Source organism: Gordonia sp. CPCC 205515 (assembly GCF_048537925.1).
Taxonomy (GTDB): domain Bacteria; phylum Actinomycetota; class Actinomycetes; order Mycobacteriales; family Mycobacteriaceae; genus Gordonia.
The window spans coordinates 1-17,358 of record NZ_JBCLVJ010000028.1 but is presented as its reverse complement, the minus strand read 5'-3'; the positions used below and the strand labels follow the sequence as shown (position 1 = coordinate 17,358).

The window sequence follows — 17,358 nt, the reverse complement described above, 5'->3', positions numbered from 1 at the left end:
ACACCGATCCGGTGACCGACATCAACAAGAGAGAATGAGGTGACCACATGTCCAACAATTTCGAGCTCGATCTCGATGCTGGATTCAAGCACACAGACACCGTCAACGAGATCATCGACTCGTTGCGCAACACTCTGAAGACCATCAGCAATGAGGTCGACACCGCCCGTTCGTCGTGGAAGGGTGGCGCGTTCGACGCCTTCCAGAACACTTCGGTCGAGTGGGATGCCGAGGCGACGCGTCTCAACCAGAAGCTCAACGACCTGGCGGAAACGCTGGGCGGCACCGTGTTCAAGGGTTCGGATACCGCGAACGAGAGCATCGCGCAGAGCTTCAAGGGTATTCACGCCGGCGGACTCAACCTCTGATCCGGCACATCACCACTACTTCATAGACGAAAGGAACGATCATGAGTTCGATGCTGTACAACTTCGGCGCGATCGAGGGCCTGGCTTCCGCACTGGAGCAGAACGGCCGCAACCTCATCAGCCAGACCGAGACCCTGGATTCGGCTGTCAAGCAGCTGAGCAACACCTTCACCGGTGGCGCCCAGGAGGCCTACGACGCGAAGATGGCGTCGTGGCGCTCGGAGATGAGCGACACCCAGGACATCCTGCACCGGATCGCCAACGCGGTGCGTGAGGGTGGCCAGCACATGGCTCAGACCGACGCGAAGAACGCTGCCGCCGTGCACAATGCCGGCTAGGATCGCATACCAACTGTGCCCGCACCGAAAAACGGTGCGGGCACAGTCATTTGTGGAGACTATTGGTCAGTGTCGAGCGTGCGTGCGACGGCGAGGTCGACGGTCCGGCGCGTTGAGTGACGCCCCGATGTACCGCATTTCGTCGTCGGTGGCGACCATGATCACCTGATCGGTGACACCGCCGCTACGCACGGTCACCCACGGCCCGGCGTCGGCGCTTTGCATGAGTGCGACGTCCGCGGTCGGATCGGCGACCACGCCACTGGCGGTCACCGTGATGATGGTGACCTCCGCGTTGATCGATTCCGGTGGCACACCGTCGAATACGAGTACCGAGTAACCCTGCCGCTGGCCGGCTACCTGCGTGCCGGCGGCGGCACCGGCCACCGCAAGCGTGCGCGGATCGCCGACGGCGTGCGCCATCGGCATCCAATGCGCCGGACGATCGGTGCTCACCATGACTCTCGCGCCGAGCGCAATCGCGCGCAGCACCACCTGCTGGCACAGGTTGAGCGTGCCCGCGACCTCCACGGTGCGGACCGCTGAGCCCACCAAGGACAGCGCGACCGCGCGACCTTCCGGGTCCGCGCCGACGAGTTGGCCACAGCCGGCAGCGGGGAGATCCAGCGCAGCAAGCGAATCCAACGTCGTCAGATACTCCATCGAACTGCGGTCAGAGAAGGGGTCGGCCAGCGGTAGGCATGCGACGAAGGCGTCGCGCTGATGCCCGGTACACGGATGGAAGCCGGCGGGCACGGGCATCGGCTCGGGGCTCGTCGAGCTGAAGCGTGCGATCGCCGACAGGCGCACCTCGTTGTCGTCGGCGGGCTCGAGATGGAGTGCCAGAACGGTACTCAAGCTCGGGACCGTCCACGCCGCACCCAGACCCGGTTCGGAGAGCGCCTCCTGGTCGAGATGGAACGACTGGTTGGACAGGGCACCGAGTTGGACGTGATCCCACGCCTCGGTCAGCGAATCCGGCGACGCTCCTTCGAGCAGTGAGGAGAACACCGCGTTGATCTCGGCGGCGGTGAGGATGGTCGCGTCATGTCCCTTGCCGGACAGCTTGTTCGCGACCCGTCGGGTCGCCACCAGCGCGGTCTTGAGGACACCCGTCGAGCCGCCGCCTCGACGCTCGACGGCGTCTGCGTTGTCGAGCGGGTTCATCCGTAGGACCACGGTCACGGTGCGAAATGCGGTGGCGGGCAACGGCCCGAGGATGCTGCCGTAGATCCGGGCGATAGGGCCGTCGCCGTAGGCGCGGGAACCGTGGCTGACGATGTCGGCGGATTCGAGTTGGATGTCGAACTGGTGCAGGCATTCGGCGATCAGGTCGAGCGGCACCACGTCGTCGGTGATGATGCGGCCGGGCGCGAATCGGGTCAGGGCACGGGGATTGGACTCGATGCGCACCATGGTGATGACACGGTCACCGTCCCAACGCATACCGCAACTGCCGCCCTCGGCGAGCGGCACGTCGAAGGGTGCCTCGTACCAGAAATCGGGTGTGCGACTGCGTCGTCCGAGAAAACCCAACCGGTCGGACAACGTGCGGGCGACCGAGGTACCGCCGGGGCGCAGGAACACCGGTATCGCCAGCACGACACCCACGATCACCCCGATCCACCAGGGCAGACCGACGATCGCGGCGACGATCGTCACCACCATGACGATCGCCTCGGCGATCAACAGCACCGATGTCGGCAACCAGCGTTTGGCCCAGAACGAGTCGGCCGTGTGGACGCGAAACGTCGTTTGATCGAACACCTCGCGCAGCCTCCCCCGTGCTCGTTTACCAGCGCCAAGCCCTTGTACGGTACCCTGCACGACGGATACCGGGGGAATCAGGGAGGGTGCATGCCCGCACAGTTGACGACGCGACAGCAGGTCAACGGGTATCGTTTCCTGCTCCGTCGCCTCGAACACGCACTCATGCGCCGCGATGTCCGCATGCTGCACGATCCGATGCGATCGCATTTCCGGGCGGTGGCCGTCGGACTGGGTCTTGCTCTTCTGGTGACCGGTGCCTGTGCCGTCTACGGACTGATCAAGCCGGCCGGCTCGGTTGGGGACAGCAAGGTCATCGTCAGCAAAGAATCCGGCGGCCTGTTCGTGATGATCGACGACACACTGCACCCGGTACTGAATCTCGCGTCGGCGCGACTGATCATCGGCAGTCCGGAGAAGCCGAAGTCGGTGTCGGAATCCAAGCTGGCCGGCTACAAGCGCGGACCGCTCGTCGGCATTCCCGGTGCGCCACAAACCCTTCCGGGCCCAGCCGATCCGGACCACTCTTACTGGACCGTCTGCGACACCGTCCTGGTGCCCACCGGCTCGGGTTCGATGGGCGGCGGCGTCAGCACCACCGTGCTGGCCAGCGCACCCGAGAACTCTGGAGCCGCACACGCACTGTCGGCCAAGGAGGGGTTGCTGGTGCAGAGCGGTGGCAAGACCTACTTGCTCACTGACGGCAAGCGCTACCTCGTCGACACCGACGACCCGGCCGTGCAGCGAGCCTTCGGACTCGACGGTGTCTCGCCGCGACCGGTCAGTGCGAGCATGCTGAACGCATTTCCCGATGCCGACGAACTGGCCACTCCCGACATCCCGGATCGGGGCAAGTCGTCGACGACCGGTCTCGGGTCGGTCGGCACCGTCGTGCAGGTCTCCGGTGTCGGCAACTCGGCACCGACCCTGTATGTGGTGCTCGAGGACGGCATCCAGCGCATCGGACAGGCGGCCGCCGACGTCATCCGCTACTCCGACACTGCCGCCGGTGGACAGGTCAAGACCGTTGCCCCGGCGGCCATCACCAACGCCACACAGAGCCATGACCTGCCGCTCGACGACTTCCCGGCGACCGCGCCGACCATCGTCGGCCAGGAGCAGGCGCCCGTCGGATGCCTCGCCTGGGATCGCGCCAACACCGACAATGCGACCGCCACACTGCGGGTTCTTGCCGGCACCGGACTCCCCCTCGACGAGGGCAAAGAGCCTGTCGCGCTGGCCAGTAGCGACGGCTCGGGCCCCGGGCTCGACGCGGCCTATGTCCCCCCGAGCACCGGCGCCTACGTCGCGACCACCGGCAGCGACCCGGACTCGCCGCGGCGGGAGTCTCTCATTTACGTGAATGACGCAGGTGTCAGCTTCGAAGTGGCCGACGACGCCGCCGGCAAGGCGCTCGGACTGGGTGACAAGCCACAGGTTGCGCCGTGGCCCATCGTCGGATTGTTGCCGCCCGGCCCGCGACTTTCCCAGCATGACGCGTTGGTGGAACGGGATTCGATGAGTGCTGAGGGGCAGGATGTGGCGTCGGGCGATTCGGCGCAGTCGGGTTCGGGCGGGTAGAAATCGGCGGTGCGGCGAGACTCGCGCACCGTCACGATTTCGCTGACATCACTGGTGCGATCTACCCTCAACGCGGTAGGTGTTCACATATCTCATCGGGGGACGATGATGCGTAAGTTCGGGGCGCTCTTTGGGGCATTCGTTGTTGGCAGCATGGCGTGGATGGGCGCCGGCAGTGCCGCCGCCGAGCCGCAATTGCCGCGGGTGATGCTGTACAGCGAGAATCTGGGATCGTTTGGTGATCACGCTTTCTGCCACGGGGCATACAACATCGGGCTGGTGGCGCCGAAAGGGAAACGTGGGACGGTGCGACTGACCCTGACCTCCTTCGGGTTCACGGGATCAGGTTCGGCCTGGGCGCGGGATCCGCACTGTCGGTTCAAGGTTCAGGTCAGCTATAACGCTTCGAGTGGACTTGGCAAGTACTTCTACGTTCCGGTTTCGTTTGGACCTCGTCCCGGACAGCGCGTTGTTCGCGACGTCTATACCGGTTCTGGCCCAGCTCATATTGGCGTCGGGTCGGTCTCGTCCAACAACGTTGCAGCGCTCCAGAGTTATGGCACGTCCATCATCACCGTAGTGCCCTGACGGCAAGCGGTGGAACTGATCACACTCGAGTTGCTCGATTTCGCGAAGTGTGAGTTTATGCACTATTCTTAATTGGTTGTTTGCTTTAATAACTCATCGGGGGGCGATGATGCGTAGGGTCGGAACTTTCTTTGTGGTCGTGCTTGTTGGCGCGATGGCGTGGTTTGGGTTTGGTGCGGGGAGTGCCAGCGCCGAGCCGCAGTTGCCGCGGGTGACTTTGTACAGCGAGAACTTAGGCACTGTGGGTGACCACGCTTCTTGTCATGGAGCGTTCAACATTGGAGTTGTCGCGCCTAAAGGGAAGCGTGGGGTTGTTCGAATCACGCTGACCTCGTTTGGGTTCGCGGGCAACGGGCCCGGGTGGATGCGGGACCCGCACTGCCGGTTCTTGGCCCGGATCGGCGTGATTGGCGCTATCGGCTACAAGATCAGTTACTTTCCGGTGACTTTCGGCTCACGGCCCGGCGAAAAGGTTGTGCGAGAAGTCACCACAGGATCGGGGCCGATCAGCCTCGGAGTGCTGGCGGTTCAGCTACCCAATCGGGCGCCGGCACCGAGCGTCGGTGCGGACATCATCACAGTGGTTCCCTGACTCGGGGTACCTCGGGCTCTAGGTGTGAATCGTGTGAAGCGCACGGTCTTGCAACTCCTCGCCCTTTGATCCAGTCATGCGGATGACTACTTGACCACACGGCCTTCTGTCGGGGGCTCAGAGAAAGGAAGTGTTTCAACATGTCTCATTCGAGCAGGCGGAAGCCGCTGCTGACGGGGGTAACCTCGGCGGCACTGGTGGCTTCGATTGCGATGGGAGCCGGCGCGGGCCTCGCGCAAGCCGCACCCGAGCAGGGCGGGACGAACCCGAATGACACTGCGCCACAACAGGGTGGCACCAGCCCCGATTCGGAGGCGCCCCCGGTTCTGGAGCAGGGCGGCACGACGCCGACCCCGGAGCCCGCTCCGGTGGAACCCGCTTACAACTACAACCCCGGGCCGGGCACGCTGCCCTCGCCTCCGCAGGAAGCCCCGTACCAGCCGTACGTCGAGCAGAGCACCTACAGCGGCAACAGCGGTCCGAGCTATGAGACCACCTACACGCCAATCCCCGAAGCTCCGTTGACCGCGCCGAAGCCGACCGCGCCGGTGCGTCCGATCGCGCCGCCGCCGGAGAAGATCCGCGTCGGAAACTACATCACCGACATCCCGAAGGGCATGTCGAAGCGTGACGTCACCTCGATCAACGAATGGGCGGCGTACGGCGAAGCCAAGATCGCCCAGAACCTGATCGCCGTGGGTGTGCCCAAGGACGAGGCGTCGCGTCGCGCTGCAGCAACGATTATTGGTGTGGCGCTTGGTGGTACGACCGGTGCGGCAGTGGGCTCGTCGGCTGCTTTGCTCGGCGTCGTGCCAGGTGCGGTGGTCGGGACCGGCGTTGGAGCAATCGCGGGCGGCATCTACAACGCAGTCACATTCTCAGCATCTGCACTTGCCGGGCCGGAAGTCTATGGTCCCATCATTGGTCTCGGTGCCGCTGCAGGCGCAGGCATCGGCCTCGTCGGCGGTGCAGCTGCGGGCGCTGCCGCAGCCGGCGCTGCCGGTGCTGCCACGGGCGCCGTCATCGGCGGAACCATCGGCGGCGTAACCGCTTACACGCTTGGTGCGGGCGACCCGGGTGCGCATCCCGTCGAGCCGTGGAAACAGGGCGACAAGCCGGGCACCCCGAAGGCGCCCGAGGCGAAGCCGCTGCCGAATCCGAAGGCCAACCAGTTCGAGCTGCACCTCCCGGCCGAGAAGGCCGCGCAGGCTGGTCTACCGCGCGTCGACTACGTGGTCAATCAGCGCGGCGACGTGAACGTTCAGGTCGGCACCGCCCAGACCGGCTGGTCGGCGGAGCAGGCGAATGCGCCGTATCAGGCCATGGGCGCCAACGGTTCTGCGCAGAAAGAAAACGCGAAGCGGTACACCAAGCAGAATGCACCGCAGATCAAGCAGGTGCTGCCGGGCGTCAACATCTCCTGGCCGCAGGAGATCGCTCCGGCTGCTCGCTGATCAGCGACCGCGCATAGCAAATCGTCCCGCAACCTCCGTCCGAGGGTGCGGGACGATTTCTGTTGCCGGGGTGGCCATCAGGGCTCAGGCCGCATCAGCATCACCACAGCGGAGCGTCACGACGATTATCGTCGTAGCGTGCGTGTCTGGTGACGTTGATGCCAACTCTCAGTAGTCGTCCTCACCCAACCGCCGCAATCGGCGACGAGGGATGGACACGGCCCACCAGATGAGCGCGGTCAGCAGGCACAATCCGGTGCCGACGAGCGCGACGTTTCGCGCGGTGTTGTCCGGTGGGTGGCTGCCGGGTGCGGCGACCGCGCGGGTGGCGCCTGGATCGGTGCTCGTCGTGACAACGGTGTCGCTCAGTGCGGCAACGGGATCCGCGACGCCATAGCCGATGACCTGGTTGCGTCCGGAACCGGCACCGTGCGCGGTGGCGGTGATCCGACGGATCACGTCGGCCGCGCTGATACCCGGGAAGCGGGCCTTGATCAGCGCGGCGAGGCCGGCGACGTAGGGGCTGGCGAAGCTGGTGCCGTCGAGCGTCGTCGCACCGTTCTCGCCTTCCTGGCGGTTGACGGCTTGTCCTCGCAGTCCGACGCTGACGATCTCGGTGGCGGGCGCAGCGACCGAGACCCACGGTCCGTTCACGCTCAGGGGCCAGGGGCTACCGGTGGCCGATTGCACGCCGCCGACAGTCAGCACGTACTGCTCGTACCAGCTCGGGCTGACGATCGTGTTGAGCGAATCCCAGCCTCGGGCAGCAGGATTGGCCGGATTGACGCCGGTATTCTGCGGCTTGCACGGCTCGACGAGGTTGCCGGCGGCCGCGACCACCACCACGTTCCGGCGATACGCGTACTGCAGGGCAGCACCGAGCGCCTTGTCGTGCATGTCGGTTCCGGCCGGCGCGCAGGCGACTTCGGAGATGTTGATGACATCGGCGCCCTTCTGCACGGCCGCCACCACCGCGTACGCGAGGGTCTGCACGCTGCCGACGCTGCTCGACGCCATGTCGCCGGGATTGTTCGAGTTGTTGTTGTCCTTGGTGCCGTAGCTCAACGAGGTCTGCCGGATCGCAATGATCTCCGCGTCGGGTGCGACCCCGGCGAATCCATCACTCGAACTGGGCTGTGCGGCAATGATTCCGGCGACCATCGTGCCATGGCCGTCGCAGTCGTCGGTGCCGTTGCCGCTGCTGACGAAGTCGCCGCCGCCGGTGATCCTCTTGAACCGCTTCGACGGTTCCACGCCGGTGTCGATGACGGCGACCTTGACGCCCTTGCCGGTGCTGTAGCGCCAGGCGGCCTGCACCTCCATCAACTGCTGGGCGGGCGACGGATCCCGGACGTCGGCGCTACTCGAGGCGAACGGACGTCCGCAGATGGCCTTCTGCTCGGTCGGCTGCGGCGGGCCGGAGGGCACCTGCAACACCAGGTTCGACGGGGAGGCGGTGGGCGGTGTGACGGCTGCCGCCGGTCCGGCCGACGTCCACATCGCAGCGCACACGCCGGCGAGCGCCCCGGCCTGGAGCAGCCGCATCCGGGCGCGCATCAGAGGTTGCGGACCGCGCTGTAGACGCCCATCACCCAGAACGCCAGCGGTGCTATGACCCCGACGAGGGTGTACTCGAGGATCTCGCCGGTGCGCTTCATCACCGGGGAGAACTCCTGCTGCGGCGCGACCACTCCGGTCAGCAGCGCCAGGATGCCCAGGGCGAGGATGAGGCCGAACGCGATGTAGATCCACGACGTCCCACCGCCGACGGCGAGTCCGGCCATCAGCAGGGTGAAGACGATGGCGCCGGCGGCCACCAGCACGGCGGTCTGTGCCACATCGGTGTGGGCGCGACCCCGTAACGCCAGCACGACCGCCACGATCACCGCGAGCAGGGTGGTCCGCCAGTCGAATCCGTGCAGCGGGTCGGCGGCGAGGAGCGCCCCGACCCCGGCGAGGACCGCAATCCCCAGCACGGTGCCGGTCAGATATTGGTTGGCGGTGTAGGCGCGGCGTTCGAGCGCGGCAGCCGACGGCAGGGCCATGGCGCCGATCGCGCCGATGCCCTCGATGGTCGGGCGTACCTCCGCGTCGATCGGGTCGATGGGGCCGCCGGAGGTGGGTACCGGCGGCAGCGGTAGCCGCGCCATCCCGATGGTGAACCGCGGGGCGAGCAGCACGCACAGCACCGCGACGGCGGCGAGTCCGGCACCCACCGACACCGTGCTGGTACCGAAGATCACGACCACGCCGGCGGCGATGAGACCGCCGAGCGAGGCGAACAATACGGCGCTGTGCAGCATCGGGCCGACCGCGGTGACGCGGTAGACGATGACGGCCATGAGTAGCGACGCGGCGCAGGCGAACGTCAGATGCGGCGCACCGAAGGCGTGCGGGGTGAGCAGCAGAGCTCCGGCGAACACGAGCGGTTGCGCACACGCCGACAGAACGGTCGCGGTGCCAGTGTCCTTGTAGTAGCGCACCACGATCACCGCGGCGGCCACGAAACCGATCCCCAGCAGCGCACTGACGAGTCCCGGCAGCCAACTGTCGACGTGCAGTCGGGACGTGCAGAGGACGATCGCCGCGGCCACGCTGGTCACCAGCGCGACGACGTAGGCCATGATCCGCGCGGACCGTGCTGTCCACATGGTGAAACGAGATTCGTTCAATCGACCGACAGCGTCGATGACGTCGTCGAACAGTGCCGGCGTCTCTCGGGAGACCACGGATTTGAGGATCAGGAGGTCGCCGTCGAGGATGCCGGCCTCGTTGAGTGTGCGGTGCGAGTCGATCGGGTCCTGCCCGACCCTGCTCAGCGTCCAGTGTTCGCGCTTGTCGTCGCGGGACGGGTCGTCGTTGCGACGCGGCGGATTCCGCGATTCGATCAGGGCGACCAGGTCCGGTAGCAGCGCTGCGACCGGCAGCGACGACGGTAACGCGACATCGACCTGGGTGTTGCCCCCCAACACCGAGATACGCGTCAGATCCGGTTCGCCGGCCCCCGCCTCTTGATCGAGATCGGCGAGCGGGTCCTCGATCGTCATGTCAGCTATTCCCCCAGTTCACTGCCCTCGGGCCATTCCTGGATATCCCCGGTCGTTTAGGCAATCTAGTCAAGATCTGGCTAGCATCCAACTCGCAACCTGCGGTACCTGTGCAGGCGTAGACGCATATGGAGGGGGCCATGGCGACCACGGGCTTTGTGCGACGGCCGAGAATCTCGCCGCCGCGCACACCGGGCGGCGAGGTCGCGGTTCAGCCGCCGCCGGACGTGCCGCGGGTGATTCCCGGCAGCATCCTGATGAAGATGCTGCCGATCATCATGATCCTGGCCATCGTCGGCATGATCGCGATGATGTTCACCGTCGGCGGGCGGTCGATGCTGACCAACCCGATGATGCTCATGTTCCCGATGATCATGATCATGTCGACACTGGGCATGTTCATGGGCGGCGGGCGTTCGGGCGGCAAGAAGGCCGCCGAGCTCAACGAGGAACGCAAGGACTACTTCCGCTACCTCGCACAACTGCGCGACGACGTCAACGCGACCGGCGACGCGCAACGGCAGGCCCTCGAGTGGAGCCACCCCGAACCCAAGGCGCTGCAGGGCGTGGTCGGCAGTCGCCGCATGTGGGAACGACGACCCGGTGACCACGACTTCGGCAACGTCCGCGTCGGCGTCGGCAACCAGCGTCTCGCCTCCCGGCTGATGCCACCGGAAACCGGCCCGCTCGAAGACCTCGAACCGGTGTCGACCGTGGCGCTGCGCCGCTTCGTGCGCACCTACTCCGTGGTGCACCGACTGCCCACTGCCGTCTCGCTGCGCGGCTTCCCGGCCATCAGCATCGACGGCCGCCGCCAGGAGACCCGCGCCCTCGTGCGGTCCATGGTCATGGAACTCTGCGCCTTCCACGGCCCCGACCACCTCCGCATCGGCATCGTGTGTGCCGACGCCGAGGCCGAATCGTGGTCGTGGACCAAGTGGTTGCCCCAACTGCATCACCCCAGCAAGCGGGACGCGGTCGGTGCCGAACGCATGCTCTACGGGTCGGTCGCCGAACTCGAAGAGGCCATCGCCCCCGATCTGCTCGACCGCGGCCGCTTCTCCCGCACCGCGCCGCCCACACCCGGGCGGCTGCACTACGTGGTCATCGTCGACGACGGGTACGTCAACGGCGACGAACGGCTGATCAGCGACGCCGGCATGGACGGTGTGACCGTGCTGGATCTGACCGCGGCCCCTGACGGACTGGCCGCGCGGCGTGGGCTGCGGTTGGTGGTCGACGACGGCACCATCGCCGCGATCGGCGCCAACGGTCCCGAAACCTTCGCCGACATCGACACCATCTCGGTCGCCGACGCCGAGGTGTTCGCGCGCGCCATGTCGCGCTACCGCATCGCGACGGCCGCGCAGATCGTCAGCCTCGAAAGTGACAGTTCTCCGGTCGATCCCGGGTTGATGGCGTTGCTCAAGATCCCGGATGCCAACTTGATCGACCCGAACGTGGTGTGGCGGCCGCGTACCCCGCGCGAGCGTCTGCGGGTGCCGATCGGTGTGTCGCAGAACGGCACTCCGGTCGAGCTCGACATCAAGGAAGCTGCCGAGAACGGCATGGGTCCCCATGGATTGTGTATTGGCGCAACGGGCTCAGGAAAATCGGAATTTCTTCGGACACTTGTACTTTCGATGATCACCACGCATTCGCCGGATGCGTTGAACCTGGTGCTGGTCGACTTCAAGGGTGGCGCAACGTTTCTCGGGTTGGATTCGGCACCGCACGTCGCCGCGGTCATCACCAACCTCGAAGAAGAACTGTCGATGGTCGACCGCATGAAGGACGCGCTGGCGGGTGAGATGAACCGCCGGCAGGAATTGCTGCGCGCCTCCGGCAATTTCGCGAACGTCGGCGACTACGAACGTGCCCGTGCGGCCGGACAACCTCTGGACCCGCTGCCTGCGTTGTTCATCGTCGTCGACGAGTTCTCCGAACTCCTCTCCCAGAAGCCGGATTTCGCGGAACTGTTCGTCGCGATCGGCCGACTCGGCCGCTCGCTGCACATGCATCTGCTGCTCGCCTCGCAGCGACTCGAAGAGGGCAAGCTCCGTGGCCTGGACAGTCACCTGTCCTACCGCATCGGCCTGAAGACGTTTTCCGCCAACGAATCCCGCACAGTTCTCGGTGTACCGGACGCCTACCACCTGCCCAGCATCCCGGGTTCCGGCTACCTCAAATGCGATTCGGCCGACCTCATCCGGTTCAACGGCTGCTACGTGTCGGGGGCCTACACCACACCGGATTCCATGCCGGAGACCATCGCCGAGGGCCGCCAGAGCCGGATGAAGATGTTCACCGCCGGGCGCGTGCCGATCGACTGGGACGACGAACCCGGTACCGCCACACCGGCGTTGCCATCCGGTTTGCCCTCTCTCGAGGAACTCGAAGCGCCGATCCCGACGAAATCGGCTGTCGGACCGACGCTTCTCGACGTCGTGGTGTCTCGCCTGGCGGGTCACGGCCGCGCCGCCCACGAGGTCTGGCTGCCGCCGCTCAACGAGTCGCCGACCGTGGACATGCTTGTCCCGTCGGCTGATTGGCGCGAAGGTACCAATCAGCTCGGCAATCTGGCATTCCAGATCGGCGTCGTGGATCGGCCCTACGATCAGCGTCGCGACCTGCTGGTGCTCGACGTCAGTGGTGCCGCGGGCAACGTCGCCGTGGTCGGCGGCCCGCAGTCCGGTAAGTCGACGTCGCTGCGCACGATGATCATGTCCGCGGCCGCGACCCACACCCCGGAGCAGGTTCAGTTCTACTGCCTCGACCTCGGTGGCGGCACGTTGTCGGGTCTCTCGGAGCTACCGCATGTCGGTGTCGTGGCAACACGTTCGGACGCCGACGGGGTGCGTCGCACGGTTGCCGAACTGGCGACCCTGCTGCGCGAACGCGAGGAGCGATTCCGGGAGATCGGTATCGAGAGCATGCGGGACTTCCGAAAGCGCAAGTCCGCGTTGCTCACCGGTGTCGCCGGCGCCGATCGTGATCCGGTCGCCGCCGACGGGTTCGGCGACGTTTTCCTGGTGATCGACAACTGGGCGGCGTTCCGCACCGACTTCGAGCCGCTCGAGGGCACCGTCACCACGCTCATCAACCAGGGCCTCACCTACGGCATCCACGTCGTGCTCACCGCCTCCCGGTGGGGCGAAATCCGGCCGGCCGTCAAGGATCTCATCGGATCGCGCTTGGAGCTGCGGCTCGGTGACCCGATGGAGTCCGACATGGCGCGTAAGGTCGCGGCGCTGGTGCCGCAGGGCCGTCCCGGCCGCGGTATTTCCCCGGAGGCACTGCATCTGCTCGTCGGCCTGCCGCGACTCGACGGCGACAGCGATCCCGATTCACTCACCGATGCCGTCGCCTGGTCGGTGGATCAGGTGCGCCAGGTCTATCCGGGTCGTTCCGCACGGCGTATCCGCAAGCTGAGTCTGCATCTGTCGCGGGCCGAGATGTATGCGCAGGCACAGGAAATGGGGATGCGGTTCGGGCCGTCGCAGATCCCGGTCGGACTCGGCGAGAACGAACTCGCGCCGCTGGTGCTCGACTTCGACTCCCAGCCGCTGCTGATCGCGTTCGCCGACAACGAGTCCGGAAAGACGACCCTCCTTCGCAACGTCGCCATGGGACTGATGGAGCAAGGCGATCCGACACGCAACAAGATCGTGCTCATCGACTACCGCCGCACTATGCTCGGCGTCGTCGAAGGCGATCATCTGGCCGGCTACGCGACCTCGGGTCAGGCGGCCGGGCCGATGATGCAGCAGCTGCATCAGGTGCTCAGCGGTCGTCTGCCCGGTCCCGACCTCACCCAGCAGCAACTACGCGACCAGAGCTGGTGGGAGGGACCGAACGTGCACGTCCTCGTCGACGACTACGACATGGTCGCCTCGGCATCGAGCGGAAACCCGTTGGCGGCGTTGAGTGAGCTGCTGCCGTCGGCGCGGGACATCGGCCTGCGGCTGGTCGTCTGTCGCCGCTCCGGTGGTGCGAGCCGTGCGCTGTTCGACCCGGTGATGGGCAAGATCAAGGACCTCTCGGGCGACCTGTTGCTGATGAGCGGCGACCGCGACGAGGGGAACATCGTGGGCCGCACCAAGATGCAGAAACTACCGCCGGGCCGCGGCGAGTTCATCTCGCGGGCACGTGGCCACGAGATGGTGCAGATCTGCGAGTTGCCGCCGCTCTAACCGATTGCGCCGCCCGCGTTCGACAGCAGGTCCTCGGGCACCGGCGTGCCCTTGCTGATGTGGTCGAAGAACTGTGTGGTGGAGTCGTCGGGGATGAGGGCGTCACCGTCGTCGGTGTATTCGTCACCGCCGGTGGGGGTTGTCGTGGTGATCGGGTTGCCGCGCAACGTCCATGCGAGCCCCATCAGGTTCCAGAGGTGATCGCCCTCGTCGACGGTGACCGCGTCGACCGCGCCATTGACGAACGGGATCACCCGGAACGGGTTGGCCAGTACCGATGGGCTGGTCGCCTTGGACATCAACGCACTCAGGAACTTTCGCTGATTGACGACCCGCTCGAGGTCGGCGTTCGGGAAGGCGCGGGTGCGGACCAGACCCAGCGCCTGTTGCCCGTTGAGATTCTGGCAGCCCTTGGGCAGGTTGAGGCCCGCCTTGGGGTCGCGAAGTGGTTGGTCGAGGCAGATGCGCACGCCGCCGACCGCATCGACGACACTGTCGAATCCGCCGAAACCGATCTCGGCGTAATGGTCGATGTGGACGCCGGTGAATCCTTCGATGGTCTGCACCAGCAGCTGCGGCCCGCCGAAGTTGAACGCGGCGTTGACCTTATGTGATCCCATGCCGGGGATCGGCACGTACAGATCGCGCGGGATGCTGGTGATCATCGCCTTTCCGCCCGGCGGCTTGGACACCATCATGATGGTGTCGGTGCGGGATCCGTCGCTGTCGCCGGTGGACAGTTCCTTTTTCTGTTCGGCCGACAGATCCGATCGGGAGTCGGTACCGACGATCAGCCAGTTGGTGCCCGGCGTGTTCGACGGCCGGCCGGCGTAGGCGGCGAGAGCGTCGGTGCGATGCAGTTGGGAGTCGTAGTAGAAGAGCAGGCCGAGTGATCCGACGACGAACACCAGCAACACGGTCAGGATGATCCGGCCGATGCGCAGTTTGCGGCGACGTCGCGGCTTCGGGCTGCTCGGGGCCGGGGAACTCGATCCCGGCTTGCGCGGCGGGGTGCCGGATGAGCCACCCGACGGCTTCGGTGGTCGCGGCGGAGGCGGCGACGATCGGCGGGGGGCAGCCGGGATCGGTTCGGGTCGCTGGGTGGGGGCGTACCCGGCGTTCGATCGGTTGGCCTGCTGATCGGGAGTGTTCGACCAGGCCAGGGGCGGTTGGTAGCGAGAATCTGCCGGCGCGACCCGCTGCGTCGGCCGATTGTCGGACGGTGCCGGGTTGCGGGTCGGCTGGGCCTGGCGGGGCGGTGAAGGATTGCGCGGGGGTGGACTGCCTGGTGGCGGATTGCGCGGGGGCGGGTTGCGGGCAGGCGGGTTGCCCCGGGGTGGATTGCGGGGTGGCATGCCACCGGGTTGGGCTCCGGGTGGAGGCGGCGCGGGATTGCGATGGTTACGGATGTTCGGGTTGGGTCCGGCGCCGGGGTCGCCTGGGCGAGGTGCGGGTCCCTGAGGAGCACCCCGTCGCATCATCGGCGGCTCTGGCTGGTTCATCCCAACCAATGTACGCAGGTGGGATGTGCGGGAGGCCCAACTGAATGACAGCAATCGGACCCCTGTGACGGCTGCGTTGGGCTCCATTCGAAAATGTCACAGTGAGTATTGACACGATTCTGGCGTGTGCCTAGTGTCGGAAGTCACAGCTATATCGCTCTCAGGGAGGTTCGCCATGAGCATGACCGTCGAGCGCGAGGCGATTGCCCGCCGGCTCATCAAGGGATCGGTCAAGCGGTCCTACGCACCGGTCGTCGATCTCGATTGGGACTCTCCACCGAAGCCTGACCACTACTTCCTGCCGCCGACAGTGCTGAGCCTGGTGGGCACCGACATCTGGGCGGGACTGTCGGAGGAACAGCGGATCGAGGTCTCCCGACAGGAGCTCGCGAACATCCTGTCGGTGGGCATCTGGTTCGAGAACCTGCTCAATCGCACTCTGCTGGCGCGCTTGATGACCGCGGATCCGGCTGCCGCGTCCACCCACTACGCGCTGACGGAGATGGGTGACGAGTGCCGGCACATGGTGATGTTCGGACGCGCCATCGAATGGTCGGGGGCGCGACCGTTCCGCATGCGACTCGACGAACGTCTGGGTATGGCGCTGCTGCCGTACGCGCTGCGAGGGAGTCTGCTGTGGGTGGCGGCGCTGGTCGGTGAGGAGATCTTCGACGCCCTGCAGCGCGAGATGCTCGACCATCCCCAGTTGCAACCCCTGGTCTCGCGCCTGATGCAGGTGCATGTGGCCGAGGAAGCGCGCCACATCGGGTTTGCGCGGGACGGCATCATGCGACGCAAGCCGACACGAAGCCGGTGGGAGACCTTCGTGGCGTCCAACGGTCACGCCGTCGCCGGCGTGCTGTTCCGGCGACTGTTCACCAATCCCGCGATGTACCGCCGGGCCGGACTCGATGGCCGGGCGGCTGCCCGTGCCGCCCGCGCGAATCCGCACTTCCACGAGGTGCAGATTCGCGGATTCGCCTCGCTGGCCTCCTTTCTGGAGGAGGCCGGGCTGATGTCGCGGGCGTCGCGATACGGCTGGCGGCGGGGTGGGTTCCTGCCGTGACTGTGATGATCGACGGCCACGGTCCGCTCGCCGAACGATTGCGGGCACGGATTGCCAAGACGCCCTTGCCGATTCCGCGGGTCGCGGTGCGGATTCAACCTCCGCCGGTGCCCAACTATCTGGGTGTGGCGTCGGCCGACCATCGCGGCGAACTGTTTCTTGACGATCCGCGTGCCCTCGATCATGTGATGGCCGTGCTCGAACACCTGGCGACTTCCGGCGCCTCGTCGATGGTGGTGCGACGTTCGGTGCAGAGCCAGTGGATGACGATCGCCTCATCACGAAAGTTGCGCAAGCGTTTACGCAGATTCGAGCCCGACGACTACGACTGGATCGGCACCGAGTCCATCGACGACGACGTCTTCGACGGCCCACTCGTCCTCTCCACCGACGACACCGAGACGGTGGCTCGCGCCAGGATCGCCGGCTATCTCGATCCGCTCGACGGCCAATACCACTGGTCCGGAACAATTTTCGGCACCGAGGTGCGCTCGTGGAAGGAAGCGCGGGTCACCGCGGTGTCCGTGGCGGTGGCCGGTGAGTCGGCGGTGGATGCTCGGCTGACCGAGATCACGCCGTCTGGCGATGTGCGGGTGGTGGGCGTGGGTACGCCGCCGTATGTGTTGGAGTCATTGGTCGTCTGAGTCCTCCTGTTCTCGCCTGCGGCGGTTGCGTTCGCGTTCTTGTTGTCTGCGGACATGTTTGGCCGCCACCCGACTCTGCGAACGAGTCGGTGGTGTCTCCGATCCCTGAGGAGCCCGCGAGGCGCCAGCCGAGCGAGCGTCTCGAAGGGCCTCGGGCACCTTGAACCGAATCCGCCGCAACCCCGGTAGCAACTGCTCCAAGTTCTCCGGATCGCCCG

13 protein-coding genes are annotated in these 17,358 nt (G+C 66.1%); 9 read left to right on the top strand and 4 right to left on the bottom strand.

Annotation, left to right across the window (positions count from 1 at the left end; all coding sequences use genetic code 11):
• The first annotated feature begins 47 nt into the window (after window positions 1-47).
• Window positions 48-368 (top strand): WXG100 family type VII secretion target, encoded by a 321-nt coding sequence (locus tag AAFP30_RS28355; RefSeq protein ID WP_419233403.1) that lies wholly within the window; start codon window positions 48-50, stop codon window positions 366-368.
• A 41-nt stretch (window positions 369-409) separates the two neighbouring features.
• Entirely contained in the window at window positions 410-706 is a 297-nt protein-coding gene (locus AAFP30_RS28350) for a WXG100 family type VII secretion target (RefSeq protein WP_419233402.1), read from the top strand.
• Between the two features lie 66 nt (window positions 707-772).
• Here AAFP30_RS28350 and eccE read toward each other — a convergent pair whose 3' ends face one another.
• Entirely contained in the window at window positions 773-2,473 is a 1,701-nt protein-coding gene (eccE, locus tag AAFP30_RS28345; RefSeq protein ID WP_419233401.1) for a type VII secretion protein EccE, read from the bottom strand.
• Window positions 2,474-2,563: 90 nt separating this feature from the next.
• Between eccE and eccB the strand changes: the two genes are divergently transcribed.
• From eccB to AAFP30_RS28330, 3 genes are all read left to right on the top strand, one after another.
• The gene (gene eccB / locus AAFP30_RS28340; protein ID WP_419233400.1) at window positions 2,564-4,054 is read left to right on the top strand and encodes a type VII secretion protein EccB; all 1,491 of its coding nucleotides are present in this window, start codon (window positions 2,564-2,566) and stop codon (window positions 4,052-4,054) included.
• 105 nt (window positions 4,055-4,159) lie between these two features.
• Window positions 4,160-4,642: an enoyl-CoA hydratase gene (locus AAFP30_RS28335; protein ID WP_419233399.1), complete on the top strand. Its 483-nt coding sequence runs from the start codon at window positions 4,160-4,162 to the stop codon at window positions 4,640-4,642.
• Between the two features lie 732 nt (window positions 4,643-5,374).
• Entirely contained in the window at window positions 5,375-6,688 is a 1,314-nt protein-coding gene (locus tag AAFP30_RS28330) for a hypothetical protein (RefSeq protein ID WP_419233398.1), read from the top strand.
• A gap of 168 nt (window positions 6,689-6,856) precedes the next feature.
• Here the strand turns inward: AAFP30_RS28330 and mycP are convergent, their stop codons facing one another.
• Complete coding sequence (gene mycP / locus AAFP30_RS28325) at window positions 6,857-8,233, bottom strand: type VII secretion-associated serine protease mycosin (protein ID WP_419233397.1); 1,377 nt, start codon at window positions 8,231-8,233, stop codon at window positions 6,857-6,859.
• A gap of 11 nt (window positions 8,234-8,244) precedes the next feature.
• On the bottom strand, window positions 8,245-9,735 hold the full coding sequence (gene eccD, locus AAFP30_RS28320) for a type VII secretion integral membrane protein EccD (protein ID WP_419233396.1): 1,491 nt from the start codon (window positions 9,733-9,735) through the stop codon (window positions 8,245-8,247).
• 140 nt (window positions 9,736-9,875) lie between these two features.
• Here eccD and eccCa point away from each other — a divergent pair, with 140 nt between their 5' ends.
• A complete protein-coding gene (eccCa, locus tag AAFP30_RS28315; protein WP_419233395.1) occupies window positions 9,876-13,928 on the top strand; it encodes a type VII secretion protein EccCa in 4,053 nt (1,350 codons plus the stop codon).
• Here eccCa and AAFP30_RS28310 read toward each other — a convergent pair.
• A complete protein-coding gene (locus AAFP30_RS28310) occupies window positions 13,925-14,845 on the bottom strand; it encodes an LCP family protein (RefSeq protein WP_419233394.1) in 921 nt (306 codons plus the stop codon). The two genes, eccCa and AAFP30_RS28310, sit on opposite strands and share 4 nt — an antisense overlap.
• Before the next feature lie 19 nt (window positions 14,846-14,864).
• On the opposite strand from AAFP30_RS28310, the gene AAFP30_RS28305 reads away from it, so the two are divergent.
• From AAFP30_RS28305 to AAFP30_RS28295, 3 genes are all read left to right on the top strand, one after another.
• A complete protein-coding gene (locus AAFP30_RS28305; RefSeq protein ID WP_419233393.1) occupies window positions 14,865-15,068 on the top strand; it encodes a hypothetical protein in 204 nt (67 codons plus the stop codon).
• A 537-nt stretch (window positions 15,069-15,605) separates the two neighbouring features.
• A complete protein-coding gene (locus tag AAFP30_RS28300) occupies window positions 15,606-16,496 on the top strand; it encodes an AurF N-oxygenase family protein (RefSeq protein WP_419233392.1) in 891 nt (296 codons plus the stop codon).
• A 5-nt stretch (window positions 16,497-16,501) separates the two neighbouring features.
• Window positions 16,502-17,140, top strand: coding sequence for a DUF4873 domain-containing protein (locus tag AAFP30_RS28295; RefSeq protein ID WP_419233438.1), 639 nt, complete (start codon window positions 16,502-16,504; stop codon window positions 17,138-17,140).
• Window positions 17,141-17,358: the final 218 nt, after the last annotated feature.

What these genes read in the sequence shown, in the direction of transcription:
- eccB (WP_419233400.1), top strand. Translation starts at nt 2,564, where the DNA reads ATGCCCGCACAGTTGACGACGCGACAGCAGGTCAACGGGTATCGTTTC.
- AAFP30_RS28330 (WP_419233398.1), top strand. Translation starts at nt 5,375, where the DNA reads ATGTCTCATTCGAGCAGGCGGAAGCCGCTGCTGACGGGGGTAACCTCG.
- AAFP30_RS28350 (WP_419233402.1), top strand. Translation starts at nt 410, where the DNA reads ATGAGTTCGATGCTGTACAACTTCGGCGCGATCGAGGGCCTGGCTTCC.
- mycP (WP_419233397.1), bottom strand. Translation starts at nt 8,233, where the DNA reads ATGCGGCTGCTCCAGGCCGGGGCGCTCGCCGGCGTGTGCGCTGCGATG.
- AAFP30_RS28335 (WP_419233399.1), top strand. Translation starts at nt 4,160, where the DNA reads ATGATGCGTAAGTTCGGGGCGCTCTTTGGGGCATTCGTTGTTGGCAGC.
- AAFP30_RS28355 (WP_419233403.1), top strand. Translation starts at nt 48, where the DNA reads ATGTCCAACAATTTCGAGCTCGATCTCGATGCTGGATTCAAGCACACA.
- eccD (WP_419233396.1), bottom strand. Translation starts at nt 9,735, where the DNA reads ATGACGATCGAGGACCCGCTCGCCGATCTCGATCAAGAGGCGGGGGCC.
- eccCa (WP_419233395.1), top strand. Translation starts at nt 9,876, where the DNA reads ATGGCGACCACGGGCTTTGTGCGACGGCCGAGAATCTCGCCGCCGCGC.
- AAFP30_RS28295 (WP_419233438.1), top strand. Translation starts at nt 16,502, where the DNA reads ATGATCGACGGCCACGGTCCGCTCGCCGAACGATTGCGGGCACGGATT.
- AAFP30_RS28300 (WP_419233392.1), top strand. Translation starts at nt 15,606, where the DNA reads ATGAGCATGACCGTCGAGCGCGAGGCGATTGCCCGCCGGCTCATCAAG.
- AAFP30_RS28305 (WP_419233393.1), top strand. Translation starts at nt 14,865, where the DNA reads ATGCGCAGTTTGCGGCGACGTCGCGGCTTCGGGCTGCTCGGGGCCGGG.